Source organism: Rossellomorea sp. NRS-1567, from assembly GCF_050467885.1.
GTDB classification, from domain to species: domain Bacteria; phylum Bacillota; class Bacilli; order Bacillales; family Bacillaceae_B; genus Rossellomorea; species Rossellomorea aquimaris_C.
In genome coordinates, this window is sequence record NZ_JBITPL010000030.1 from 1 (window position 1) to 25427 (window position 25427).

General features: G+C 39.3%; 32 protein-coding genes. 26 read left to right on the top strand and 6 right to left on the bottom strand.

All coding sequences use genetic code 11. From position 1 onward, the window contains the following. Positions 1-398: 398 nt before the first annotated feature. Positions 399-1358, bottom strand: coding sequence for a nucleoside hydrolase (locus tag ACIFOD_RS20335; RefSeq protein WP_430316203.1), 960 nt, complete (start codon positions 1356-1358; stop codon positions 399-401). A 165-nt stretch (positions 1359-1523) separates the two neighbouring features. Here ACIFOD_RS20335 and ACIFOD_RS20340 point away from each other — a divergent pair, with 165 nt between their 5' ends. The 13 genes from ACIFOD_RS20340 (at position 1524) to ACIFOD_RS20400 (ending at position 12521) form a co-directional block, all read left to right on the top strand. After that, the gene (locus ACIFOD_RS20340) at positions 1524-1919 is read left to right on the top strand and encodes a MerR family transcriptional regulator (RefSeq protein WP_430316021.1); all 396 of its coding nucleotides are present in this window, start codon (positions 1524-1526) and stop codon (positions 1917-1919) included. Then, on the top strand, positions 1916-3436 hold the full coding sequence (locus ACIFOD_RS20345) for a class I adenylate-forming enzyme family protein (RefSeq protein WP_430316022.1): 1521 nt from the start codon (positions 1916-1918) through the stop codon (positions 3434-3436). The genes ACIFOD_RS20340 and ACIFOD_RS20345 overlap by 4 nt, the downstream gene beginning before the upstream one ends. Continuing rightward, a complete protein-coding gene (locus ACIFOD_RS20350; protein ID WP_430316023.1) occupies positions 3433-5115 on the top strand; it encodes an acyl-CoA dehydrogenase family protein in 1683 nt (560 codons plus the stop codon). The genes ACIFOD_RS20345 and ACIFOD_RS20350 overlap by 4 nt, the downstream gene beginning before the upstream one ends. Before the next feature lie 514 nt (positions 5116-5629). Next, the gene (locus ACIFOD_RS20355; RefSeq protein WP_430316024.1) at positions 5630-6157 is read left to right on the top strand and encodes a hypothetical protein; all 528 of its coding nucleotides are present in this window, start codon (positions 5630-5632) and stop codon (positions 6155-6157) included. Positions 6158-6363: 206 nt separating this feature from the next. Beyond that, positions 6364-7233 (top strand): cation diffusion facilitator family transporter, encoded by an 870-nt coding sequence (locus ACIFOD_RS20360; RefSeq protein WP_430316025.1) that lies wholly within the window; start codon positions 6364-6366, stop codon positions 7231-7233. 158 nt (positions 7234-7391) lie between these two features. Next, the gene (locus ACIFOD_RS20365; protein ID WP_430316026.1) at positions 7392-8015 is read left to right on the top strand and encodes an ArsR/SmtB family transcription factor; all 624 of its coding nucleotides are present in this window, start codon (positions 7392-7394) and stop codon (positions 8013-8015) included. 97 nt (positions 8016-8112) lie between these two features. Continuing rightward, the gene (locus ACIFOD_RS20370) at positions 8113-9381 is read left to right on the top strand and encodes an MFS transporter (protein ID WP_430316027.1); all 1269 of its coding nucleotides are present in this window, start codon (positions 8113-8115) and stop codon (positions 9379-9381) included. Positions 9382-9653: 272 nt separating this feature from the next. Next, positions 9654-10115: a PH domain-containing protein gene (locus ACIFOD_RS20375; protein WP_430316028.1), complete on the top strand. Its 462-nt coding sequence runs from the start codon at positions 9654-9656 to the stop codon at positions 10113-10115. 53 nt (positions 10116-10168) lie between these two features. Next, positions 10169-10369: a hypothetical protein gene (locus tag ACIFOD_RS20380; protein ID WP_430316029.1), complete on the top strand. Its 201-nt coding sequence runs from the start codon at positions 10169-10171 to the stop codon at positions 10367-10369. Positions 10370-10430: 61 nt separating this feature from the next. Next, on the top strand, positions 10431-11213 hold the full coding sequence (locus ACIFOD_RS20385) for an alpha/beta fold hydrolase (protein WP_430316030.1): 783 nt from the start codon (positions 10431-10433) through the stop codon (positions 11211-11213). Positions 11214-11285: 72 nt separating this feature from the next. Next, positions 11286-11750, top strand: coding sequence for a GNAT family N-acetyltransferase (locus ACIFOD_RS20390; protein WP_430316031.1), 465 nt, complete (start codon positions 11286-11288; stop codon positions 11748-11750). Positions 11751-11949: 199 nt separating this feature from the next. After that, positions 11950-12372, top strand: a complete 423-nt coding sequence (locus ACIFOD_RS20395; RefSeq protein WP_430316032.1) for a GNAT family N-acetyltransferase — start codon at positions 11950-11952, stop codon at positions 12370-12372. A gap of 17 nt (positions 12373-12389) precedes the next feature. Continuing rightward, positions 12390-12521 (top strand): hypothetical protein, encoded by a 132-nt coding sequence (locus tag ACIFOD_RS20400; RefSeq protein WP_262371695.1) that lies wholly within the window; start codon positions 12390-12392, stop codon positions 12519-12521. Positions 12522-12559: 38 nt separating this feature from the next. Here ACIFOD_RS20400 and ACIFOD_RS20405 read toward each other — a convergent pair whose 3' ends face one another. From ACIFOD_RS20405 to ACIFOD_RS20415, 3 genes are all read right to left on the bottom strand, one after another. Beyond that, positions 12560-12949 (bottom strand): sporulation protein, encoded by a 390-nt coding sequence (locus ACIFOD_RS20405; protein WP_430316033.1) that lies wholly within the window; start codon positions 12947-12949, stop codon positions 12560-12562. After that, positions 12949-13086, bottom strand: a complete 138-nt coding sequence (locus tag ACIFOD_RS20410; protein WP_430316034.1) for an FbpB family small basic protein — start codon at positions 13084-13086, stop codon at positions 12949-12951. Before ACIFOD_RS20410 ends, ACIFOD_RS20405 begins: the two co-directional genes overlap by 1 nt. 286 nt (positions 13087-13372) lie before the next feature. Further along, on the bottom strand, positions 13373-14092 hold the full coding sequence (locus tag ACIFOD_RS20415) for a DUF3784 domain-containing protein (RefSeq protein WP_430316035.1): 720 nt from the start codon (positions 14090-14092) through the stop codon (positions 13373-13375). A 188-nt stretch (positions 14093-14280) separates the two neighbouring features. On the opposite strand from ACIFOD_RS20415, the gene ACIFOD_RS20420 reads away from it, so the two are divergent. The 3 genes from ACIFOD_RS20420 to ACIFOD_RS20430 all read left to right on the top strand — a co-directional run bounded on the left by ACIFOD_RS20420 (position 14281) and on the right by ACIFOD_RS20430 (position 15830). After that, positions 14281-14703, top strand: coding sequence for a DUF1801 domain-containing protein (locus tag ACIFOD_RS20420; RefSeq protein WP_430316036.1), 423 nt, complete (start codon positions 14281-14283; stop codon positions 14701-14703). Between the two features lie 196 nt (positions 14704-14899). Then, the gene (locus ACIFOD_RS20425) at positions 14900-15535 is read left to right on the top strand and encodes an FMN-dependent NADH-azoreductase (RefSeq protein WP_430316037.1); all 636 of its coding nucleotides are present in this window, start codon (positions 14900-14902) and stop codon (positions 15533-15535) included. Between the two features lie 115 nt (positions 15536-15650). Next, on the top strand, positions 15651-15830 hold the full coding sequence (locus ACIFOD_RS20430; RefSeq protein WP_430316038.1) for a hypothetical protein: 180 nt from the start codon (positions 15651-15653) through the stop codon (positions 15828-15830). Between the two features lie 90 nt (positions 15831-15920). On the opposite strand, the gene safA is transcribed toward ACIFOD_RS20430, so the two are convergent. Continuing rightward, positions 15921-16550: a SafA/ExsA family spore coat assembly protein gene (gene safA, locus ACIFOD_RS20435; RefSeq protein WP_430316039.1), complete on the bottom strand. Its 630-nt coding sequence runs from the start codon at positions 16548-16550 to the stop codon at positions 15921-15923. 378 nt (positions 16551-16928) lie between these two features. On the opposite strand from safA, the gene ACIFOD_RS20440 reads away from it, so the two are divergent. The 5 genes from ACIFOD_RS20440 (at position 16929) to ACIFOD_RS20460 (ending at position 19571) form a co-directional block, all read left to right on the top strand. Beyond that, the gene (locus ACIFOD_RS20440; RefSeq protein ID WP_430316040.1) at positions 16929-17561 is read left to right on the top strand and encodes a hypothetical protein; all 633 of its coding nucleotides are present in this window, start codon (positions 16929-16931) and stop codon (positions 17559-17561) included. A 63-nt stretch (positions 17562-17624) separates the two neighbouring features. Then, complete coding sequence (locus ACIFOD_RS20445; protein WP_430316041.1) at positions 17625-17828, top strand: hypothetical protein; 204 nt, start codon at positions 17625-17627, stop codon at positions 17826-17828. A gap of 18 nt (positions 17829-17846) precedes the next feature. Next, complete coding sequence (locus ACIFOD_RS20450; protein ID WP_430316042.1) at positions 17847-18026, top strand: tRNA U-34 5-methylaminomethyl-2-thiouridine biosynthesis protein; 180 nt, start codon at positions 17847-17849, stop codon at positions 18024-18026. A 97-nt stretch (positions 18027-18123) separates the two neighbouring features. Further along, the gene (locus ACIFOD_RS20455; protein WP_430316043.1) at positions 18124-18849 is read left to right on the top strand and encodes an HAD family hydrolase; all 726 of its coding nucleotides are present in this window, start codon (positions 18124-18126) and stop codon (positions 18847-18849) included. Positions 18850-18854: 5 nt separating this feature from the next. Then, the gene (locus ACIFOD_RS20460) at positions 18855-19571 is read left to right on the top strand and encodes a nucleotidyltransferase domain-containing protein (protein WP_430316044.1); all 717 of its coding nucleotides are present in this window, start codon (positions 18855-18857) and stop codon (positions 19569-19571) included. Positions 19572-19613: 42 nt separating this feature from the next. Here ACIFOD_RS20460 and ACIFOD_RS20465 read toward each other — a convergent pair whose 3' ends face one another. After that, positions 19614-20000, bottom strand: coding sequence for a sporulation protein (locus tag ACIFOD_RS20465; protein WP_222928930.1), 387 nt, complete (start codon positions 19998-20000; stop codon positions 19614-19616). Between the two features lie 390 nt (positions 20001-20390). On the opposite strand from ACIFOD_RS20465, the gene ACIFOD_RS20470 reads away from it, so the two are divergent. The 5 genes from ACIFOD_RS20470 (at position 20391) to ACIFOD_RS20490 (ending at position 25356) form a co-directional block, all read left to right on the top strand. Next, positions 20391-22514 carry a peptidoglycan D,D-transpeptidase FtsI family protein gene (locus ACIFOD_RS20470; RefSeq protein WP_430316045.1) on the top strand — a complete coding sequence of 708 codons (2124 nt, stop codon included), beginning with the start codon at positions 20391-20393 and terminating at the stop codon, positions 22512-22514. Between the two features lie 200 nt (positions 22515-22714). Beyond that, a complete protein-coding gene (locus ACIFOD_RS20475; protein ID WP_187443357.1) occupies positions 22715-22879 on the top strand; it encodes a hypothetical protein in 165 nt (54 codons plus the stop codon). A 165-nt stretch (positions 22880-23044) separates the two neighbouring features. After that, positions 23045-23527 (top strand): YjdJ family protein, encoded by a 483-nt coding sequence (locus ACIFOD_RS20480; RefSeq protein WP_430316046.1) that lies wholly within the window; start codon positions 23045-23047, stop codon positions 23525-23527. Between the two features lie 104 nt (positions 23528-23631). After that, positions 23632-24042, top strand: a complete 411-nt coding sequence (locus tag ACIFOD_RS20485; protein WP_430316047.1) for a MerR family transcriptional regulator — start codon at positions 23632-23634, stop codon at positions 24040-24042. Between the two features lie 42 nt (positions 24043-24084). After that, a complete protein-coding gene (locus ACIFOD_RS20490) occupies positions 24085-25356 on the top strand; it encodes a hemolysin family protein (RefSeq protein ID WP_430316048.1) in 1272 nt (423 codons plus the stop codon). Positions 25357-25427 lie beyond the last annotated feature (71 nt).

Sequence of the window (25427 nt, forward strand, 5' to 3'; positions counted from 1 at the left end):
ATAAGGACGAACAATAGAAGTGTAGGTTCTTAATACCGCTAATGATTTCCGTGCAAGACTACGCTTTCCGCGGGTAGCTCGTGAGCCTCCTCGGCAAGCCTGCGGGGTCTCACATAAGCTACTTCTCCCGCAGGAGTCTTCGTCTTGCACTCCAATCAACCGCTGGAAAGAGCTGAAATCAAATGTACCGTAAATAAATAAAAAACCCGAACAAATCTGCCTCCTAGAAAGCAGATTTGTTCGGGTTTTACTTAGACTAAAACAATTTTGTCACAGCCTGTTTATTGGGTTATTCAAACTGGTCCGTGATATAGAAGTTTGCTTTCTTCCGGGACGGACTGTTCTATCCTAATGGATACACCAACCCAACAAAGTGGAGGCAATCCTCATTGCATTGATCAATCCTTTTCTCTCTCAAATGATTCCCCGGTCATCACATTCATAAATCTTGCGAAAAACATCTCATACTCGAACGAAAAGGCAATCCGATGCTTTTTTGCTGTTTCTTCAAACTGAATATACGGTCTGATATCAGCAATGCTTTGTCCACGGTGGATGCCAGTGCTGGAAGTCACTACATGAACGGGTAGATTTCGAAACGTGAACATGTCATCATTGACTGCTGACATGAGGGTGATAGCATCATGTACCGGGCTACCTTTAATCAATGGATTTCTCTTCTTATAAAAACCATAGTAATAGTCCAACAGGGGCTTAACAAGCTTCGATCGACCTTTATACTCGATGTAATCAACCATTTCAGGGGTTACAATGGCATGGTCAGTTACGTTTAAAGGGATGATGGTAAGATTTTTCGCATATGTCAAAACAATCTTAACTGCAATCGGATCGGAATGAAAGTTTGCTTCAGATACCGCCGTTACATTTCCGGGTACCCAGAACGCTCCGCCCATAAGATAGATCTTTTTTACTTTGTTCATAAGAGTCTGGTATAAGATGAACATATTCGCAAGGGATGTCAACCTTCCGACATTTACAATGATCAGTTCATCCCCATATTTCTCTATCAATCTTATAATCTCAAAGAAATTTTCAATAATTCCTTCATAAAGACCAGGCTTAATTGGTCCAAGTCCATATTCTCCATGTATTTCAGGATAGAATTTAGGCTGTTCTGCAGTCATCGGAACCTCTGCTCCGCCAATAATCGGAATCTGATCTATAAGGTTCAACTGTTTCATAAGGTAGTGAACACTTGCCACAGCACGGGATCTTGGGACATTTCCATAATCAGCAACAACCCCGACCAGTTCAATCTCTTCGCTCAGATAAGAATAGATCAAGGCGATGGTATCGTCGATTCCTATATCCGCAAATAACAATACCTTCTGCATGATTCATCCACCACCTCTTCAATATGTATTACTAGTATATGGAAAACAGTATTCTGATTATGTGTAAAGGGACCCCTACAAAAGAACCAAAAACATTTATAAAAATAGGTTGAACTTTACGTTAACGTCAATGGTAAACTTAAAATATCAAAATTTTCTAATAAAGAGATGATCACTGTGACATACACGATAACTCAGCTGGCTAAGGAATTTAACGTAACGACACGCACGATAAGGTACTATGAGGAGCTCAATCTATTGCATCCGGCAAGGAGCGAGTCAGGAAGGAGAATCTATTTCAAGAGTGATATCACGAAACTGAAATTGATTTTCAGGGGAAAACGCTTCGGCTTCTCTTTGGATGAAATCAAAGAAATGGTCCTCTTATTTGATCAAGACAGAACCGGAAGGAAGCAGTTAGAACGCACGATTGAATATGGAACCAAACGAATCGAGGAGGTGACAACCTTTATTGAAGAGCTTGAATCCATGAGAACGGAAATGGAAGAACTGAGGAATGAGTTTATCAAAAAATTAAATGAGACAGGGGAGACATCAGATTGAATATTTCACGTTTATTGTCACGAAATGCCCGTAAATATCCAACATATCAAGCCATAGTAACAGAGGGAGAAGTGTTGACCTACCAAGAACTTAATGAAGCAGTTAATCAATTTGCTTCTAGTTTACATCATCGCGGTATCGGTCTTGGAGATAAAGTGGTGTTATTTATGCCAAACACGAAGGAATTTGTGATCAGCTATTTTGCCGTTCTCCGGCTAGGCGCGATCATTGTCCCTGTCAATGCAAAACTGACACTGGAAGAACTGGGGTATATAGTGGATCACAGCGATGCGAAAGCCATTCTCGTTCACGAATGGTTATGGGAGACCTGTAGGGATCTAAAAACCGATGAGCTATTGTGCGTGAAATCAGGAAATGCCCAAGACTCTTGGAAATCCTTTGAAACCTTATTAAAAGAAGGAAGAACAGATGAAATCGATTGTCGATTAACCGAAGATGATGAAGCGACAATCCTTTATACATCCGGCACTACGGGTCAGCCCAAAGGCATCCTGTTCACGTATCGAAACATACTTACTGTATCCACTATGATGTGTGTTGAATTTGAAATGAAGCCAGAGAGTAGAATACTTCATATGATGCCTCTCAGTCACTCTGCACCACTTCACCTTTTCCTAGTTGCAGGCACATATGTGGGAAGTACCCATATCCTATCACCAACCTTCACACCAGAGAGCTTGCTCAAGCTTGTCGATCAAGAGCGGATTACCCACTTCTTCGGAGCACCGGTTGCCTACCTATTCACTGCCAAAATGCCAAACATCAACACCCATAACCTCACTTCAATGAAATACTGGGTCTACGGAGGAGCACCCGTATCAGCCGAAGAGATAAATATTATTAAAGAAAAATTAGGGACGGACCTCCTCCATTGTGTATACGGACTAACAGAAGCTGGCCCAAGCGGGACTTTATTAACCGCGGATGAACACCTTGAAAAAGGGGGAAGCATCGGCAAGAGAGGAGCCCTGGGGACCGACATCATCATCGCCAATGAAGAGGGAGAATCTGTCGGGGTCAATGAGGTAGGTGAAATACTCCTTTATGGAGAAGGAAATATGAAAGAATATTACAAAGACCCGGAAAAGACAAAAGAGACTTACATGAACGGTTGGCTGAAAACGGGCGACCTCGCCAGGGTGGACGAAGACGGATACATCTGGGTGGTCGACCGGAAGAAGGACATGATTATTTCAGGTGGCGTTAATGTCTATCCTAAAGAAATTGAAGAGCAATTGGTTCAGCATCCAGCTATTTCTGAGGTGGCAGTAGTCGGTGTCCCTCATCCAGAGTGGGGGGAGACCGTAAAAGCATATGTTGTAAGTTCCCTGGATGGAGAAAAACTTGTCCAGGAATGTAAAGCTTATCTAGCTGGAAAACTGGCAAGCTACAAAATTCCTAAACTGTATGAAGGAATTACGGCACTACCGCGTAATGCAACAGGTAAGATTTTGAAACAAGTATTGCGCGATGAAATACAGGAGGTGAAATCATGAAAAAAATTGAAAACTTCTATCGTGAAGACCCTCATTTCAACGAACTCATGAAGCAATATCTGGACAAAGATTTTTTCGGCTGGGCTGACCAAGAGCTGGACGCTTTTGGTGAATTGTGTGCAGGGGAAATTGACGATCGAGCCGTACACACTGATCGTGAAGGACAGCCAAGGCTCATCAAATACAACCGATTAGGAGAAGAAATCTCTGAAATCTGGGTGAATGAAGGCTATAAGAAAACGGTTGAACAAACATATAACAGGGGGATTGTCGGATATATCCATAAAGACATTCCTGCACTCGGTCACAAAGGGAACTATGTGTATTCCTATGCACAAGGCTATCTCTTATCTCAAACAGAGCCTGGATTTTATTGTCCGGTCACTTTATCCATGGCTACTGCTTTGCTTCTTGAAAAGTATGGTTCGGATCAGGTAAAAAAAAGATTTCTGCCCCATGTTCTCTCAACAGGAGAAGTGGAATTATATGAGGGAGCTACATTCTTAACGGAAAGGCAAGGAGGATCAGATGTTGGCGCCAATGATACAAAAGCGATTAAAAATGGTGATTCTTATCAGCTTTGGGGTGAAAAGTACTTTGCTTCTAACTCAGGAATGTGCGGAGTGACCATGGTGCTTGCCCGAATAGAAGGGGCTGGCAACGGAACAAAAGGACTCAGCTTATTTGCGGTTCCATGGCGAAAAAATAATGGCTCACTGAACGGAATTCGTATTCGAAGATTGAAAGATAAATTAGGTGTCCGTGCGGTGCCGTCAGCTGAAGTAGAATTTGAAGGAGCAGACGCTTATCTTGTAGGAGAACCGAACCGGGGCATCTACTATATGATGGAAGCCCTCAATTTATCCCGTGTCTGTAATGCGATTGCATCGATTGGCATTATGAGGAGAGCCTACATGGAAGCTCGGAATTATGCCTTCTATCGGGAAGCATTTGGGCAGCCGTTGACTCAATATCCGATGATCAAAGAGACACTGTCTCGTCTCGCAGCCAAGCAAGAGGTAGAAACAAGTGCAGTTTTTCATCTCGTCCACCTGTTCGATCGTGTCGTTTCAGACGATACCCCGACGTCAGAAGAAGAAATGGTCCTAAACAGATTACTCATTGCAATTTTGAAAAAGGAATCAGCAGAACAAGCGATTCATTTCTCCCACGAAGCCATTGAAATGCACGGAGGAAATGGTTATATCGAGGATTTTGTTTTGCCTCGCTTACTTAGGGATGCCCAGGTATTGACGGTGTGGGAAGGAACAGCAAATATTCTAGGACTTGAAGTACTAAGATTAATGAATAAGCATCGGGCTCATGAGTACTTTTTGGTCAAAATGAAAGAAGAGTTATCCAATTTGCCAGAAGAGCTCCTGTTGTTTAGCACCCCAGTTACAGAAGGTATCGTAAAACTAGAACAATTATTGGAAAAAGTAGCAGTAGGGGACATCGACACGCAAACGTATCATTCAAAACGAATCGCTGTGTTAATGGCCAATATTTTCGAAAGTGTCATCGCACTTAAGGATGCCCATACAATGGGTGGAGGTAGGAAGCGAATGATCGCTGAAGTGTTTATCGAGCATACATGGAAACAAACCGAATGGATTGATGAAGAGATGAAATCAATTCAATACTTCGACGATATTGTTAGTGTAAATGTACGAGTGTAAAAATAATTGGCCCCTAAGCTCTGATGGAGTTTAGGGGCTTATATCATTTTTCACAACAGCAGGGACAATCACATTCTTTTTTCGTCTTGCATGTGCAGCGTTCACATGAACACTCTTTTTTCACCAAGAAAAGCACCCCCCAAATATGACTTTTGTTAATAATCATCGTAACCAAAACTTTAACTTTAATACATTCAGGTTGGGGTTAGAGGATGTTTTAATAAATTTTTAGGAAAACAATAAAATCGCGATTTCTTGTTAAATATGAGTATTTAAATATATTTGTGATTTCTGATATGGATTGAATAACACGGAAAGGGTAAAATCGACCATAACCATATTATAATATTGTTATGGTAACTAACCACTCCTACAGAAATTGAGTTATTTACAAATAATACAAAATAATATCCATTTGTTTACATATATAATTCAATAAGGTAATATATGTAATTGCAGGAACTCATTAAAAGGGGAGGAAATGATGATGAAAAAATTATTGGTACCATTTATCTTGTTATCTATGAGTTTATTTATTGCTGCATGCAACATTGAAGGCAGTACCGAAGAAAAAGACACTGAAAAGAACACTGAAGCAACAGAGGAAGAAGCAAAGTCAGATGAGATGGAAATGAAAAGCGCTCTATTAGACTATCAAATGGAGATAATAAACACGGTTAATGCGAATGATTCGGCTATCTATGCATTTGAAGCAGCTAAAACAAAGGAAGAAGACAAACCATCTGATGAAGAAATCGCAAAACTGAAAACTGATGCAGAAGCTGCAGCAAAAACCGTGGCAGAAGATGTTCATGCTCTTGAGGTTCCTGCCGCACTTGATTCTAAAAAAGAGGAAATCCAAGGAGCGTTAGATGACCTTGCAAAATCGTACGAAACTCGAGCTGCCAATCTTTCAGATGAGGCGAACGCCGAATACACAGAATCAGATGAACAATTCGCAGCGTTTGAAGAAAAAATGGCCGCCGTTTATGAAGAAGCAGGCTTGACCAAACCTAGTTTTACAGCGGATATTGTAGATTAATAACGAAAGATTCATAGGGAGCAACAATTCCAAGATAAATAGGACAGCACTCGCTGTCCTATTTTTTATGCCTTCATAAAAGTTTACTCAACAAAACATTTTTAACCTCTTCATAATAAGATAGCTCAACTAAAGAAGGTTGCTATAGACCCACATGAATGCGGATTGATATGATAAACACAATTAAAGTGTGGAGGATTTAACCAGTGGATCAAGAAAAATATAAACAGTTAAAATTAGGTGAACGCGGAGCTATCATCAGTATCCTTGCATACATCGTATTATCAATAATTAAGTTTATCATTGGCACCACGGCCAATTCAGAAGCATTGCAGGCAGACGGCTTGAACAACGCTACAGACATCGTGGCTTCTGTCGCTGTACTCATTGGACTGAAATATTCCAGAAAGCCTGCAGATCAGGATCATCCATATGGTCATTGGAAAGCAGAAAGCGTTGCATCGCTAATTGCCTCTTTCATCATGATGATTGTAGGGCTTCAAGTACTATATAATGCCATACAGTCCGTATTTGATGGAAAAACTCAAAGTCCTGACCTCCTTTCAGCATGGACAGGGGTGGGTGCAGCTGTCGTCATGTACCTGGTTTATCGCTATAACAAAAGTCTGGCTGAAAAAATAAACAGCCAATCCCTTATGGCTGCTGCGAAGGATAATCTTTCTGACGCATGGGTGAGTATCGGAACAGTCGTCGGAATTCTTGGAGCTCAATTCTATCTTCCTTGGTTAGACCCTCTGACGGCCGTTTTTGTAGGCCTCTTAATTTGTAAAACCGCATGGAATATTTTTCGGGAAGCTTCACACTATTTAACAGACGGGTTTGATGAACAATTGATTCAAACTTACGAAGAGACGATCCAAACCATCCCGGGTGTAAAAGGGGTTAAGGATATACGAGCGAGAAACTACGGGAACAACACTGTCGTGGATGTGGTTATTTTAGTAAGATCCACACTTGATATTAAACAGGCACATGATATTTCAAGCGTTGTAGAGAAAGAATTGATGAAGAAGCATGAAGTGTACGATGTGCATGTTCATGTGGAGCCGAATTAAAAGGTAGAAGGATTTATTTTTTCCCAAACAGAAAAAAATTCAATTAATTTGAAAATTAGGTAAAATAACTATTGCATAAAATAACCAATTGATGTTAAAATTCTTTCACACGGTAAAAATAATTTTACCGAGTGAATCCACATAACGGGTGATACAAAATGAAACCAATGTTCATTATTAAAGAATATGATCAACTCAAAGCGCTCAGCGATCCGTTTCGAGTAAAACTTATGATTCGATTAGTTGAAAAGCCCTATACCGGTCAACAGTTATCTGAAATTTTCGATCTATCCAGAGCTCGCATTCATTATCATTTAAAAGAATTAGAGAAACTCGGTTTGATTGAAATTGTTAAAACAGAAGAAAAGAACGGTATCGTCCAAAAATTTTATCAATCTGTTGCCAGTGGTTTTTATCCGGATTCAAGCATGCTTCCCCATAAAGAAGAAATTACCGAAACGAAGAGGCATTTGATGTATGGAATGCTTGACAGGACAATGGCAAGGGTATTATCAGCACCAGCAGAAGCTTTTGAGCAAGCCGGTCCCGAAGATCCGTCTGAATGGAATATTCTTGCTACTTCCTTAGAACTAAAAGTGACAGAAGAACAATTTAAGTCGTTTATTGATGGATATTTAAAGCTAATAAAAGAATATCAAAACATCGCAAAAGATAATAAATCGAATCCGGACGCCAACTACTATTATCTCACAGCCTATGGTTTCCAAGTTGATGAATCTGAGTTTGAAAAAAGAGTAATTAAAGAAGAAAAAGACCGTTAATGGTTTTTTTTGGACTAACGGTAAAATTTATTTTACTGATTAAGAATATTTTTTTAAAAAGACGAAAAAAATTTACAGTCTGAAGGAGAGAATTAGTATGAAAGAATTATTAATGAAAAACCGTAATTTTGCCTCATTGTTCTTTGGTAGATTGGTTACGAATATGGGGGATAGCATCTATTATGTAGCTGCCATGTGGCTTGTATATGAACTGGGAGGAAGTGTCTTTTACACAGGGTTAGCCGGATTCCTTACCTTATTGCCCGGAACATTGCAGTTTCTTGTTGGCCCCCTGGTTGATAAATGGCCGATTCAGAAAATGCTGGTCAGGACCCAAATCATTCAAGCCATCCTGGTAATGTTCATTCCTTTGGCACATTTTATGGGCTTTTTAACTGTCACGTTCATTCTCATCATCATGCCGATCATTTCTGCTCTTAACCAATTCACCTACCCCGGGCAGGCAGCCATCCTTCCAAGAATCGTCAGAAAAGATCAACTTGTCAAAAGTAATTCCCTGTTTTCCTTTGCATTTCAAGGGGTCGATCTCGCTTTCAATGCCCTTGCCGGAATCCTCATCACCTTAGTTGGTGCCATCACCCTCTATATGATTGACGTTGTCACGTTTATTGCAGCAGCAATTTTGTTCAGTCTTCTCAAAATGAAATCCGAAACTAAATCAAAAGAAAAACAAACTGTAGGCGTAGCCTTTGCAGAATACAAGAAAGATCTAATTGAAGGTTTTTCAATCGTATTCAAATCCCATCTCGCTAAATTTTTATTGGGGTCAATCGTAGCAAACTTTGCCATCGGGTCCATCTATGCCATTTTACCGGCTTTTGCCGATGACAGAGGAGGATCAGAATTATATGGGCTTTATTTAGCAGCCATTTCAGGAGGTGCATTAATCGGAGCCATTGGAGCAACGTGGTTTGAGCGGTATCCGTTAGGAAAGCTTACGATTGTATTGTTCTTCTTGGGTGGCACTACTTGGATGATCTCAGGTTTTATCCCTATGAATAGCTTAAGCATATTATTATTCGGCTTATCATGGATTCCGATCGGTGCCACCAATGTCATCATAGGGGCTGCCCTTCAATCCATCGTTCCACAGCATTTGCTGGGAAGAATTTTCTCGGTTACTTCATCTTTAGGGGCTATGGCCATGCCGTTCGGATCCCTTATTGGCGGCTATCTTGCTGAAATATTCAGCAGCACGTCTGTATACGTCGGCAGTGCTGGTGGGATCTTATTTATTTCTCTCGTATGGATCTTCAACAAAACTTTACGTTCCCTTCCTCACACCTCAAAACTTAACCCGGAGGAAGTAGGATTGGCAGATGAGAGTGTAACGGCTTCATCTTAATAAAAGCAACATCCCTTCACAAAGAATTTCCATGAGGAGGGATGTTGCTTTCTGCTAAAATACTTTACTATGACGTGAAAGTATTGGATGATAATGGTAAAATAGAAGAATAGTATATTCTATGCTAATTCCCATGGCAAATAGTTTAATTTTGGCATATTCGTATATTCATTGGATTTCCTGAATGAACCAATTTGGACATTCCAAACATGCGAACATGCGGGTCATCATGCTGAAAGTCAAAAAACAGTAAATAAGGGGATGAACATATTATGAAATTTCGTTCCAAGATTGATCGATTTTTTATTTCTGTGATTTTCATATCATTGCTTCTCATCTCTATTGTATTTTTGATTCCACTTATTTTAACAGGTCGTCCATCCATATTGGACATCATTGTCGTTGTAGGATTATATGCCTTTACAGCAGGCATGATCTTATGGACAGGATTCTTTCAACATTATGAGTTGTGCCAAGATTACCTATATATTAAAGGAGGCCCGTTCAGCAGCCGGATTTTCTATGGTGATCTTACCAGAGTGAGAGCTACCCGGGATATTTCCACTGGATACAGAGTCTTGTCTTCCAGGGATGCCCTTGAGATCTATTACCGAACCGGGTCTTGGGGGAGTGTTAAGATATCACCTCGGGACAAGGAACTTTTTTTATCTGAGCTTGATAAACGCTGTTCCCATTTATTCATTCAAAATTCACCCCAAATCGATTCTAAATAATCTGAAACCTTCTGCAATTCAAAACCGTATACAAATAGCAAGAGGTGATGAACATGACAGGAATATTATTCATTATACTAATCCCAATCGTCTTTACAATAATTGCTTTAAATCTTTCCGATTCATCAAAAAGAGGCTACAGGAGTGGAGATGGGGGCTATTATGGTCCTTATGAAGGAGGGCATGATTCAGCAGGCAGCTGCGACACCGGGTTTGGCGGTGGGGATTGTGGAGGTGGAGGTGGAGGCGAATAACTCGCTTCCTTCTGTTTTATTGCTCGTGACGACATTCGCAACACATAGGAGATGAACACCGTTGAAGCGTTATTTTATTCAGCACCTGATCCTGGACATTCATATTACAGAATGGGGAGCCACTACTGATCCCGTAATCTTTTGCCTGCATGGACTTGGAAGTACCAGTCTCAGTTTTATGGAAGTGGCGGAGGAATTAAAAGAGGATTACAGGATCATTTCAATTGATGCACCTGGCCATGGTAAAACCCCTCCTTTTGATAAAGGTGAAGACTATGAGATGGATAAGATGGCTGATTGGATAAATGAAGTAACTGTTCTTCTTGAAATAGATTCTTTTTACTTCTTATCTCATTCATGGGGGAGCTTTGTCGCTCTTTTCTACGCTGCAAAATACCCCAAAAGGGTGCGCGATAGCATATTAATTGATGGAGGCTACCAGGGGAAACGTCATTCGAACCAATGCGTAGAAGAGGAAGTTGATTTTTATAACAAAGACTTTGAACAGGTTTGGGAATCATGGGAAGACTTCTTGGCCCTCGTCAAAAGTGAAACATTAAACTGGAATTCCATAAAGATGGAAGCTGCGAAGGATCTTTGTCTCTATAAAGATAACCGATATTATTGGCATGCACGTGGTAGTACTGCCGGTCACATCATAAGGGCCATGCACAAGGATGAAACAGAGGATATTTATCACAAGCTGGACGGTTCCATTCTATTATTAAAAGCAACCCTTCCCCGTAGCATGGAGGAAAGCCGTAATAAGACTGCGGGCATTTCCAAGGAGCAAACCAGGGGGGACGTAAAGTCAATACCCGAAACCACTCACCTACTGCATTGAGACCGTCCTGAGACTGTAGTGAGGGAGATCAGAAATCGCTGGAAATAGAAAAAAAGAGGAGGCACTCATTCAATGATTCTATTACAACCAATGAAAGACCACGAATATACTCTTTGGATTCAAGAATCCATTAAAGAGTACGCAGAGGAAAAGACGAAAGCCGGTAACTTCCAAAAGGAAACTTCATTAGAGCAGGCTGAAAACGAATTTAATCAATTACTGCCGGATGGACTTGAGTCAAAGGATCATTATTTGTTTACTTTAATTGATGATGAAAACCAGAAAGACGTAGGGACTTTATGGATTAATGTACAAGAGGACGGTAATGAAGCATTCATTTATGATATTAAGATTCATGAAAGCAAAAGAGGGAGAGGGTATGGAAAAGAAGCCTTAAAGTCCCTGGACTCATTTGCGAGGGAAAAAGATATACCAAAAATATCGTTGCATGTTTTTGGTCATAACAAAGTGGCTCTTTCCTTGTACCAGAATACAGGGTTCGAAGTGACCAATGTCTTGATGTCAAAGACTCTTTAAGTTCGAACAAAGGACACCCCGGTGTCTTTTTCTATGTAAAGGAGGCCATACAACTTGACTGCATCAAGTGAAAAATACAGTAATAATGACAGTTATTTTTTAATAGGAAATACAGGAATACTAATCATTGGAATGGTTGTACTAATCCTGATCATCATATTCCTTTCCATATTTTTAAAGAAAAGAAAGTAGGATCCTTATGAGAATCGTAGGATATGCACTCATAGACGATTTGGAATCTCTTATACAAATTGATTGTCAAGTGATCGGAAACGAAAGCAGATATGATCAAATCCAGGAGGCAATCTTAGAAAAGAGATGTTTAGTCGTTAGAGAGGGAGAGACTAATGCCGGGTTTCTTATATTTAACAACCACTTTTTCGGAAACACTTTCGTCTGTCTCATCATTGTTTCACCAGAGGAAAGAAGGAAGGGCAATGCCTCTTTACTATTGAAACATGTTGAAGAAATATCACCGTCAGATAAAATATTTTCGTCTACTAATCAATCAAACGAGCAAATGCAAAAAACATTTCTAGCGAACGGCTATTCTCAAAGTGGAAAGATCGAAAACCTGGACCCGGGGGATCCGGAGATTGTTTACTATAAACAAAGAAGATAGGAAAGGGAGGTCATGGAGTGGTCATCATTTTAGCCATTTTTCTATTAATCTTTTCATTTGATTTCACCAAATTCAGAAAGCAAAATCAAACCATGATTGAACAAAATGAGAGAATTATTAAGCTTCTCGAGGAAATCAAGAATAAATAATACATAAGGAAGTAGGCTCCCCAATAAGGAGCCTGGCTTCAATCGATTGTAATGTAATCTTCATCCAGGCTTTCTACGCCCTGATCGAACGTCAGCTTCGTTTTAAAGAGGTAGCGAACCCCGTTTTCTTCGGAGTATGGCAGTGATTTAGGAATCCTGTAGGTGAAGGATAATTTGTTTCTTTCTTCAGCTTTAATGCTATCAGATTTTAAAACCGTAGTTGAATCAATGACTTTTTCTTCCTTGCCATTATTATCAAGCATCACCAGGTCACATTCCACCCGCCTCAGCTTTTGTTCGATAATGCCTCCTTCTAAAAAGAAGTATCCTTGTAAAAGTTCTCCTTGCTTGAACGAGTTTTTAGGTAAAACAAGATCTATCTTCGCAGAGCCTATACCAAAGAGAGACATATATTTACGTAAAATCATTAGGCATCCTCCTTTTTTGCTGAAGAATATTTATTATCTATTTTTTCTTCAATTTTGTTCATCTTATTTTTATCGTTTAATATTTCATTTTTGTTTTGTTCTATTAGTTGAGAGAGGTTTGTTTTTAATTTTTTCATTGTCCATTACTTCCTTTCAATATGAAGTGATATAAAAAAAGACCTTTACCGGAATTGGTAAAGGTCTTTTTAGACATATATAAACCTTCACCAACTGGTAAAGGTCTCGCTAACAACATGGTTGTCAATAAAGCCGAGAGTGAAACACTCTGTAATGACGACTTTATTGTTACAGCTACTCCCCTTTAGGAGAATATTAAATTATGAGACTATCATAATCGATGGGTGGAAGGTTGTCAATGAATATGGATGTCGGGGTGAAGTGGCGAGATTTTATGTCCCGTTATTAGTCAATGTTTTTACTCAAATCATCATACCACTCCTTGGTTTCCCCTGGGTTTACACCATTCAAGAAGATATGTTGATCATTCACCCGGATATAAATATACGGAGCTTCCTTGTGTATAAACAGCAAGCTTTTCCCATAACCTTTCACTTTGAATTGTCCTTTAGACATGGTGGAAAGACCGAAGCCGTTGATTTTCCAGGTGACTTCAGGCATATCTTCCATTAACTCGACCTTTTCAACCTCTTCAAGCTTCCACACTTCTCCATACAAACCTATGACCTCAAATTCCTCATCCTCAACAATCAAATCATATTTTTCATACCCGAGATAAGTGAGAACACTAACAAATCCTAAAACAACAACAAACAAAGTAGAACTAATCCAGAAACTTCTTTTCCTTTTGCCTGAAACCTCAAATTTGGATAGATATATGAAACCACCCATTAAAAAGACAAGCATAAAGCCAAATTGAACTTCTATAACAAATGGAAAAGAGGTGAATGCAAGGGGAAGAAGGGTAAGCATTCCGACCGCAGTATAAATCATTAACGATCCGGTCTTTTGAGGATAGCCATTTTTAATCAACTCTTCTTGTTCTGTCATACTCCGCGTCACAAAGCCCGAAATCAGCCAATAATTTTTTTTGGCTCGGATCGCCCAACCTAGGATTGAAAAAAGAACTATAACAACTAGTTGAATACCAATCAGAACACCCATGCACTTTCCTCCACTCAGTTTATAGATAGTATATTTACGATTTTATATTGAAATGGTTTCAATTATTTGGTGTTAACCAATCCCGTGTATATTAAATTCTTAACTTAACGATGGATGCAGGAATCGAGCTGTAAAATAGAGAACTATGTGGGTAGAATAAAATGTGAGAATCAGAAAGGGGCAGTCGGATGTATGAATTGAAAACAAAAGAAAATGACAGCAATGTGATTGAATTTATCGAAGCAGTAGAGAACGAAAAAAAACGCGATGATGCCTATAAACTATTGGATATTTTCACAGAGACGACCGGGTTTGAAGCGAAAATGTGGGGACCGAGCATTATCGGTTTCGGTTCTTATCATTACAAATATAAGACCGGCCACGAAGGGGATGCTCCGTTAGTCGGATTTTCACCGAGAAAAGAGAAAATAAGTCTGTATTTTGCACCAGGGGACCCGGAGAGGGAAAAGGTATTGGATTCATTCGGCAAACACACAACAGGAAAAGCTTGCGTGTACATAAACAAAGTAGCAGATATCGACCAAGACGTTTTGAAACAGTTGATTAATCAATCTATGAGCTTTCTTCAAAAGACATATTCAAATCCATAAACAGGATAATAAGGAGGAATTAGTCTAAATACCATGACTAATTCCTTATTTTATTAGAAAAGAATCTTAAGATTTGAAATCCCAAAGATTATCCTATAATATTAATCTTGAATTAAAACTATTTCAGTTCGAGGTAATAAAGTTGGTTTCATTGAACTGGATGATGAAATTCACAATCAGAAAGGGACGATTCAACATGACAAAGGTTTTATACATTACAGCACATCCGCATGATGATACACAATCCTATAGCATGGCAGTAGGAAATGCATTTATTGACACATATAAAGTGGCAAATCCAACTCACGAAGTGGTGAATGTAGACTTATACAAAGAAAACATTCCACAAATTGACGCTGACGTATTCAGTGGCTGGGGAAAACTACAATCCGGGCAAGGATTTGAAGAGCTTTCACAAGAAGAACAAGCAAAAGTAGGCCGACTTGGTGAATTATCAGATCAATTTGTTGAAGCTGATAAATATATCTTTGTTACTCCATTCTGGAACTTCTCCTTCCCTCCAGTAATGAAGGCATATATTGATTCTGTGTCCGTAGCGGGGAAGGCATTTAAATATACGGAACAGGGACCTGTCGGGCTTTTAACTGACAAAAAAGGTCTTCATATTCAAGCTCGCGGAGGTATTTACTCTGAAGGCCCGGCTGCAGCAATGGAAATGGGTCACCGCTATCTTGACGTCATGATGCAGTTCTACGGAGTTCCTTCGTTCGAAGGTCTATTCGTAGAAGGTCATGCAGCAATGCCTGACAAAGCTGAAGAAATCAAAGCAAATGCGATTGCAAGAGCTAAGGATTTGGCACAAACTTTCTAATAGTGAGAAAGAGTCGACTGCGGTTGGCTCTTTTTTATTTCATCTAAAAATGAAACCATCTTCACTTTAATTTCGTATGAGAACATATAGAAGGAAGTATAGAGGAGGAAAAAGAATGAAAGAACAATTTTTTATCGATATCGAGGTTTCCGATTCATTATCAGAAACATTACAAAATCTTGTTGATACTAAAAGAGCTGAAACAGGATCTCACAACGTTTTTATTCAAAATGTCATTCCATTAGGGGACATACGTTTCACGGTTATTTTAGAAGTCGTTCAGGAAATCTATTAAACTTATCAGAGAGAACTTCATCGTATCAATCTGCTCAAAAGCTGTAAAAAAAGAGAGAGACCCTCATTAACTATCGAGGGTCTCCATACTCTATCTCTTTATAAACATTTGCGTCCAATAATGACCGTACGATCCACCCTTCACATAACCTATTCCGATTTCTGTATATGTCGGAGAGAGGATATTTTTTTTGTGTCCTTCGCTGTTCATCCATGCTTCAACTACTTCGGCAGGTGTTCTTTGCCCAGCCGCAATGTTTTCACCTGCTGCTTGATAGGAAATTCCGAAATCCTTCATCATTTGGAAAGGAGATCCGTATGTCGGGGATGTGTGGCTGAAATAGTTCTTCGCAATCATGTCTTCTGACTTATAACGTGCCACACGTGATAATTCCCAATTTTCCTTCAGTGGTGATAAACCAACTTTTGATCGTACCTGGTTTACCAGCTTCACCACTTCGTATGTATAACTTTCAGCTGTGTGATTTGCTCCTGGTATATTAAGGGTGTGTCCAGGATAAATCATATTCGGGTTGCTGATGTTCGGGTTTGCCGAGATCAACTCGGAAACACCCACCTGATGCTTTACGGCAATCTTCCACATTGTGTCTCCATAACTCACAGTATACGTACCTGCTGCAGAAACCTGAGAAGCTTGACCAAAACCAATGACAAAAGTGACAGACAACAATAAGATAGATAAAAGTTTTAAAGTTTTCATAGTTCTATTGAAATATAATTCTGTTAATTTTGAAACAGGTAGTTGTTACCACTGATCCACTAATCCTATAAAAACAACATCTAGTAAATATTACTAGGATATTTTCAAAGCAAAAGGTGGTGACTCTATATTCAGACCTCGTTAAACACCAAATCACCTTCGTTTTTCTGTATAATGGAAAATAGTTACTATTAGAGGTGCAATCAATCGAAAAAAGATTCTTTGAAGCAAACCAAAATTGTGTCATCCGAAAGAACGAAGTCAAGATTATTGGAAAAATATGAAACTTTATTCTACATATGATCGTAAAATAAAAAAGGGAGAAATCAAAATTCCGATCCTTATTTTTCAACGTTCACTTCAAAGGGGGCCTTCATTATGTGGATCAACTTATTATTCAGCGCTATCTTCATCATCGGAATCGTGTATCTCATACGGTTTCGATTAAACCTAAAATTTTCCGCCGAAAAAGCAGGCAATGCCCTGTATCCAACCAATGAAAAGGATATGAACAGTATTGTGATTCCAAGCGAGTTCAAGGTGATGCAGCCTTTAACAAAGGGAACAAGATCTTACCGGTGGGTGAAATGGGGGACGGTCGGTGTCGTTACCCTGTTAACTGCTCTATTAGCGGTTGTATACTGGACTGATATGCTTCATCAATCTATTTTTAGCATTGTCTACCTCTTTTTCATTTTGATCAGCTCCATTAAACACCGCGGGAATTTTTATTTGTTAGCTGAAGGTCTTATACTGAATGGTCATTATGTCCCATGGGGCAGGGTTAAAGGATATGAAGTCGAAAAGATTATTAAGTGGCACGAGCTGTACGGACTGGATGACAAAATCAATCAAGGCTACAAATTAGGGGTGAAGGTGAAGAACAAATGGATTCAACCACAGTTTGTAGTGATTAGAGATCATGATCAATTGGATCGAATTTTTACACTGCTAGAAAAGCATGGAGTGGAGGACATTACCTCCAGAAAAAATAGAGCCACTTCCTATTAAAAAGTTCTTGTTGGAATCTGTACAGTATATGTTAACAAAATTAATAATTTAGGAGATGACAAGATGAGCTGGTTAAACTGGAATCACTTTTTAGCACCATCCAACCCATACGCTGCAGTGTTCTTTGGTATAATCCTCACCCTCGTGGTTGCATGTAGTATCTGGTATGAAACCAAACAAAAACGAATATTGTTCATTGCCATCGTAACAGGTGGTTTGACAACCGTAATCGGAGTGGGGCTGCTCACAATGATTGGATTCTATTAGAAAGGAAGGCGCATACATATGAAATCACTTTTTTTCGTTATTGTAGGTGCACTTTTAGGATGGGGGATAACCGGCTTTTTCACCAATGGATTTGAAACGGATTATTTATTCATTCTCGTTATTGGTATTGTTATTGGTTACAGTATCGGGCGCAGAAAGGAAAAAGAAGAATTTACAGAATCCGTTAAAGGGAAGTAACTTCAGGGGGATATTATTTATGGATTTGTATTCTTAAGTTTACTGATGATGGCTGGATTTATCTTCTTTGCGATATTTTAAAAAGGAGAATATTTATATGAAACCCTTAAGTCTCGAACACTATGATGTACTTTTATTTGACTTGGATGATACTTTGTTTGGTCACTCGGAAGCTTATGAGGAGGGCGTGTATGATACACTTCAGCATTTTCCTGAATTAAAGGAACTTGATCCGATTATATTTTATAAAACCTTTTTGAAGCATAATCATCTCCTATGGAGCAAGTTTTCATCAAAAGAGTTAAATTTCCATGAATTCTCGTTGAAGAGACTAGATAACACTCTAAAGGAATTTAACATTTCTGTAGAGGAGGAAGTGTCCGACGCCATCGTAAAAGTCTTTCAATGCTCTTATCTTAATCGTATTCATCCTAATAAGGAATTGAATGATTTTTTATTGAAAGTAAGCTGGAGTGTCGGAGTTGGGATTGTTACGAACGGTACCGCATATAACGCTTATGAAAAGGTTCACCGACTTGAACTCTCCACTATCTTTCCAGAAAGCTCAATCATAATCTCAGAAAAAGTCGGCTTCTCGAAACCTGATACTGAGATTTTTCAACATACTCTGAATGCTTTTGAGAGCAGTCCGGGTCGCACACTATTTATAGGAGACAATTATTACACCGATATAGTAGGGGCGAAATCTTTAGGTTTAGATACGTTATGGATAAACAAATTTGGTTATGAGTGTCCCCAAGAACGGCCGGATTTTACGTTAAAGTGCCTTTTAGAAATGAAAGAATTAATATTGAAAGTGTGATATGAATGAAAAGACTGCCTGCAATGGAAGCAGCCAAGAAATTTGTATTAGAAACCTTTCCAACATGTCAAGCTGCACTTCTCGGTGGCAGTGTTGTCAGGGGAGAAGATACAAGTACATCCGATTTAGATATTGTCATCATTGACGAAAGCCTACATTCAGAATACCGGGAATCTTTCAACTTACATGGATGGCCAATTGAAGCCTTCGTCCACAATAGACAAACAATTCAAGTCTATTTCCAAAAAGACTGCCAAAGAGCCCGGCCTTCATTGCCAAGAATGGTCTCAGAAGGAATCCCTATCCTCGATCATCCCATCATTCCACGCCTCAAAGAAGAAGCAAATAAACTTTTGAGGGACGGACCTCCCAAATGGAACAGTCAGACGATTGATATGAAGAGATATTTCCTTACTGATGCATTGGATGATTTTATTGGATCAAAGGAAAGAGGAGAAAGCATCTTTATCGCGAGCTCCCTTGGGGAATCTCTTCATGAGTTTGTACTCAGAACCCAAGGTCATTGGATCGGTGCCTCGAAATGGATAACACGGGCATTGAAGGAATATGATGAAAGCTTTGCAGAAGATTTTGTGGAAGCTTTCGACCAGTTTTATCAAAAAGGGAACAAACAAACCATTGTAAGATTGGTGGACTCTGTATTGGAACCACACGGAGGACGATTGTTCGAAGGATTTTCTTTAGGGAAAAATAAAATATAAAAGCCCTTCATAAAAAAAAAGGGCTTCATTTCAATTCTGACATTATACTACTATCTGAAACTCATCATGATCGACACTGTTTACACCATCGTCGAAGACCAGTCGGGTGACGAACTTATAAGAAACATTGTCACTACTCGGTGGAAAAGAATCTGAAAGTCTGCACGAAAAGTGAATGGTGCGTTGTTCGTTTGCTTTCATCGTTGATGAGCTTAATATAGTATTGTGATGAAGAACAGATGAGCGGTCACTATTTTGATCGTACTGTAAAAGGTCGGTCTCGATCCTTTTTAACTTCTGCTCCACTCGTCCGCCTGTAAGTTCATATTCCCCTTTAATGACGTCTCCTGGGCAAAACTCTTTTTTATTCAAAACCAGATCAATCTTTGTTGCACCAATACCGAACCTGCACATCAATTTACTAAACATAACAGCCATTCAACCTCTCATTCATCTAGTTACCAATTCTACGCAATAAGGAGAGCTTTGGTTTCACTTTTATACACCTTTTCTACGACTATATTCTAAAAGAAAAGAAGCCCTCTTGTCTATAAGCCTTCTTCGACATATTTCGCGAACATTTATTATTCATATGATATTTTCCAATGTCCGACCCCACAGATTTTTCTTTGGATTATGAAACATCCCCCAGATGAGTATATTAATTGGAATTTGTTCCATATAGAGGTAGAAATATAGTCTGAATTTCTATAAAATAGGACTAGAACATTATCATATTTTGGTAAAATACTAGCTTAAGAAGGGGTCATTCAATTGAAGGAAAAGAAGAAAAAGAAAAAAACCCATGTCCCATTGAGAATGAATTTACTTTTTATTTCGGTCTTTTTTCTATTCTCACTTCTGATTCTTCGTCTTGGGATTGTACAAATCGTGCAGGGGAACCATTATGAAGCGGAAGTGGCAAGAACGGAAAATGTCAAATCGCATAATGGAACACCACCTAGGGGAAAAGTCTATGATCGGTATCGGAATGTAATCGTGGACAACGTACCTTTAAACGCAATCACCTATACCAGAACACAAACGACTAAGCCTGAGGATATGCTGAAAGTAGCAAGAAATCTGGCAGAGTTGATCGAAATGAATCCAGACAAAATTACAGATCGGGATCGGCAGGATTTCTGGCTTCTGAGCTATCCTGATAAAGCAGAAAAACTGGTGTCAGAGGATGAATTGAAGGTACTCGAAGATGATGAAGATCTTACAAAAGATGATGTGAACAAAAAGGTTTATGAAATGCAGCTCGAAAGAATCACCGAAAAGGACATCAACTCTTTTAATAAACAAGAAGAGGAAGTTCTGGCGATATTCCGCGAATTTAACACAGGGTACGCCCTTACTCCTCAAATCATCAAAAACAAAGATGTTTCCATGGAAGAAATGGCCAGAGTCAGTGAACGCCTGTCAGAATTGCCTGGTGTGAACGTTACCACGGACTGGGAAAGAAAATATGTGAATGACAGCACGTTGAGAACGATTCTCGGCAGAGTTTCCTCCTCACAGCAAGGTCTGCCAAGTGAGCTTGTCAACGAATTCAAAGCTCAAGGATATGCCCTGAACGACCGCGTTGGAACGAGTTATTTCGAATCCCAGTATGAAAACGTCCTAAAAGGGCAAAAGGAAGAAATCGAATACATCACGAAAAACGGAAGCGTTCTTGATACACAACTCGTCAGCGAGGGTCACAGTGGGAAGGATGTCGTATTAACAATCGACCTACAGCTTCAAAAAGAAATCGAAAAAATCGTTGAAGAAGAGCTAAGCAAACAAGCATCCCAATATTGGGAATCCCCTTTCCTGGATCGTGCTTTTGTTGTCATGATGGATCCCCATACAGGGGAAATACTTTCGATGGTCGGAAAGAAGTATGGGAAGGATGCAGATGGTAAGACGGAGATGCAGGATTATGCTTTAGGGACATTCACTTCTGAGTATGGGGTGGGGTCTGCGGTTAAGGGCGCTACTGTGTTGACGGGGTATATGACTGGGGCGTTGAATGTAGGGGATGTGCTTTATGATGAGCCGATTCGGATAAAGGATACGCCAGTAAAAAAATCTTGGTTTAATGGATCGAGGTATCTTAGCGATATTCAAGCTCTTGAAATATCGTCTAACGTCTATATGTTTAAAACAGCAATAAAAATTGCAGATGGAACTTATCGTCCTAATCAACCTTTGGACATTAACACTGATGCCTTTGATACTATGAGAAATTACTATAGTCAGTTTGGCTTAGGAGTAAAAACAGGAATAGATCTACCAGGAGAAGTAGAAGGGCTTAAAGGGAACGAACGGAAACCAGGTATGTTAATGGATTTTGCCATTGGGCAATATGATTTATACACACCGATGCAACTTGTCCAGTATGCTTCCACCATTGCTAATGGAGGCTATCGCATGAAGCCACATATCATGAAAGAAATTCGTGAACCCAGCCAAGAGAGAGATAAAGTTGGACCTCTCCTATATGAAAACGAATCCCAAGTTTTAAATCGTATTGATGCAACAGAAAGAGAAATACAGCAGGTACAGAGAGGATTTTATCAAGTCGCTCATGGAAGTAATGGTACTGCCAATAACTTTAGAAGTGCACCTTATGATGCTGCAGCAAAATCAGGAACGGCAGAAGCTTTCTATTATAGCCCTGAAGAAAAAAGACAATATGAAACATTCAACACCACTCTAATCGGCTACGCGCCTTACAACAACCCTGAAGTAGCCTTTTCAGTTGTGTTACCATATTCACACCAGAACAAAGATCCTTACATAAACAAAACCATCGCCAAACGTGCAATGGACAAATACTTCGAGTTGAAGAAGCAATACGAAAAAGACGGATACTTTGACTCATCCACAGAAGAAGAGGTCCGTAATGCCGATCAACTTGAAGAGACGGAAGAACAAGGAACTGAAGAGGAATAAACAAATACGCAATCCTTTATATTGAAGGATTGCGTATTTGTTTTGGGTCTTCTTGTACTTACTTTTAATTTTTTGCTAAGTGGATTGAAGTTAACTACCAAGACATTTACTGGAATTCTGAATTTCAAGTAAATGTGAAACTTATCCATTTATTAAACGTACATATATATAGATATCTTCAGTTGATGGGGGTGAATCATATGTTATGGTGGATCATCGGTATTGCCGTCGGATTCGGATTACTAAGTGGGCTTCTAAGAAGAACGTTTTCAAAGAACTCCTTTGAAGCAGGAAATCAAAACCAGAGACAGATCCAGGAAGAAGAACGAGTGAAAGCCGGCAGCTGGTTTACTGGCGGACAGTAAGCAAATGTGTCAGGGGGAGCCTCCTGGCGTTTTTTTATGACTATAAACCCTCAGAAAAGAGAGAGAATAAGACATTTATTTGCTTTTCACTATGGTAAAATTAGTAAGATGCATATCAAAGTTCATAAGAGAGGTCCGTCCCTCTATAAAGAAAGGAGAAATTTCATGTCCATTAAGTATTGGTCTCAGGTGGGTGTTGGTTTTTTGGTCTTTGGATTTACGGCATTGTTTTCCTGGTATGAAGGGAGTGCGTTGTTGGATAATCCCTGGGAATGGAAGTATTCCACTCCGTTCAGTGAGATGATTCACGGCAGCGTCTTAACCCGGGAGCAGATAGTGGAACTTGATTTTTTTGTGTACGCTGCGAAGTATTCACCACTGTTTCCAAGCGTTATGGTGATGAGCGTCAGTTACCTATTAGTTCTACTGGGATACATACTTCTTAAACATCGGGGCTTTCCATTATTTCTAACTCTATTTGGAATGGTATATCTATTGATGAGTGCTTTAATCGCATCATCTCCCACAACTGGTGGGAACATTCTTTTTTGGCTATTTATCTTAATAGGGATTTTTCTAATCATTCTCGCCTCTCTTTTTCACTTTTCTCCATCTCTACGAATGAAGGGGCAATCCAGACAAGCATAATAAAGGTAGGTTCTCTTTATATCTTTTACATAAAACCATAACGTTTAACTGTACGGTTTACCTTAAATAAAGTATACTACTCTAGAGGTGATGTCCTTGGGAAGTTGTATCGAATAGGAGAACTATCGAAGCAAAGTCAAGTGTCCAAAAGGACGATTGATTATTATACAAAAATAGGATTATTGGATTGCGATCGATCACACAATAATTACCGGTACTATCACGAAGATGCGTTAGCTGATTTAAAGATGATCGAACAATGTCAGCAGATGAACATGACGTTACATGAAATCAAAGATCGATTAACAGTAATGAAATCCTTGGAAGTAGATCCCTCGATTTTAGAAAAACAAGTAGACCATATTCGAAATGAAATGGATCATTTGCATAACGAATTACATGAGGTTTTACATGCGATGGAAACGCTCGGGGATGATGAGCGCAAACGAATGTTAAAGCAGGTATCCCCACAGGCTTTGGCCTTATTTCAAACATTAATGGTTTTTTCTGGTTAATCCAGCATAATAGATAAACAACTACAGGAGAGTGACTTTTTTTTGGACGATATACCACTGAATTCATTAGTATTATTAGGAGCATTAATTCTTTTATCTGCCTTTTTTTCATCGGCGGAAACGGCTTACTCAAGCGTGAATAAGATTAGACTTAAGAACTTTGTAAGTGAAGGAAGAAGAGGGAGCATTAAAGCTCATTATATTGCTGAAAACTTCGATAAAGCACTGTCCACGATATTAATTGGAAACAACATTGTGAACATCGCCGCAGCCAGTATTTCAGCAAAGCTTGCGACAGATATTTTCGGAGGAAACACAGGGCTTGTCATCAGTACTTTCGTCATGACATTATTAATTCTGATTTTCGGTGAAATCCTGCCCAAATCATTGGCAAAAGAAAATGCCGAAACCTATTCCTTGACCATATCAGGCGTTCTCTTTGCCTTAATTAAAGTTCTTACACCGATCAACTTCTTTTTTATCAAATTAAAAGAGTTGGTATCGAAGTTCTTCTCGAAAAATCACGAGATGCCGTCTGTCACAGAGGAAGAATTAAAAGTGATGCTTGATATTAGTGAAGAAGAAGGAGTCATTGATAGAGAAGAAAGAGAATTGATTCACCGCTCGATGGACTTTGATGATATCCTTGCAACCGAGGTCCTGACACCACGGATAGATGTCAAGGCAGTTGAGGTGAATCAACCGATTGAAGAAATTAAGGAAATGTTCTTTGAAGAGCGATTTTCACGAATTCCGGTTTACGAGGATTATATTGATAATGTGATTGGAATTCTTTCAGAGAAAGAGTTCTTTACTCATTTGATCAAATTTGGTGAAGTAAACATCCGGGAATTGATTCGTGAACCAATGTTTGTATTTGAATCTGTCAAGATCTCTACTCTTCTTACTAAGCTTCAAAAGAACAATGTGCATATGGCCATTGTAGTGGATGAGTTTGGCGGCACGACCGGAATCATCACCCTTGAAGATATCTTGGAAGAAATTGTAGGGGAAATCTGGGATGAGCAAGATGAAAAAACACATTCCATGAGAAAAATCAGCGATAAAGAATATCGATTCGACTCGCAATATCAATTGGATGAATTTACAGAGTTACTCGATGTACCAGAGCCTGAAAGTTCTTACCATACACTTGGCGGCTGGGTGGTTGAAAGCTTTGAAGATCTTCCATCAGAAGGTGATAGCTTCGACTATGAAAACTTAAAAGTGAGCGTAGAAGAAGTGGATAATCGTCGGGTACGCACGATTAAAGTTGAAATACTAGAAGAAAAAACCGAAGATATTGTTCAATAAGTATGAAATAACAGGCTCTTCATTGCCTGTTATTTTTTTGGTTTATAAATGATGGAAGGAGGGTGCTTTTA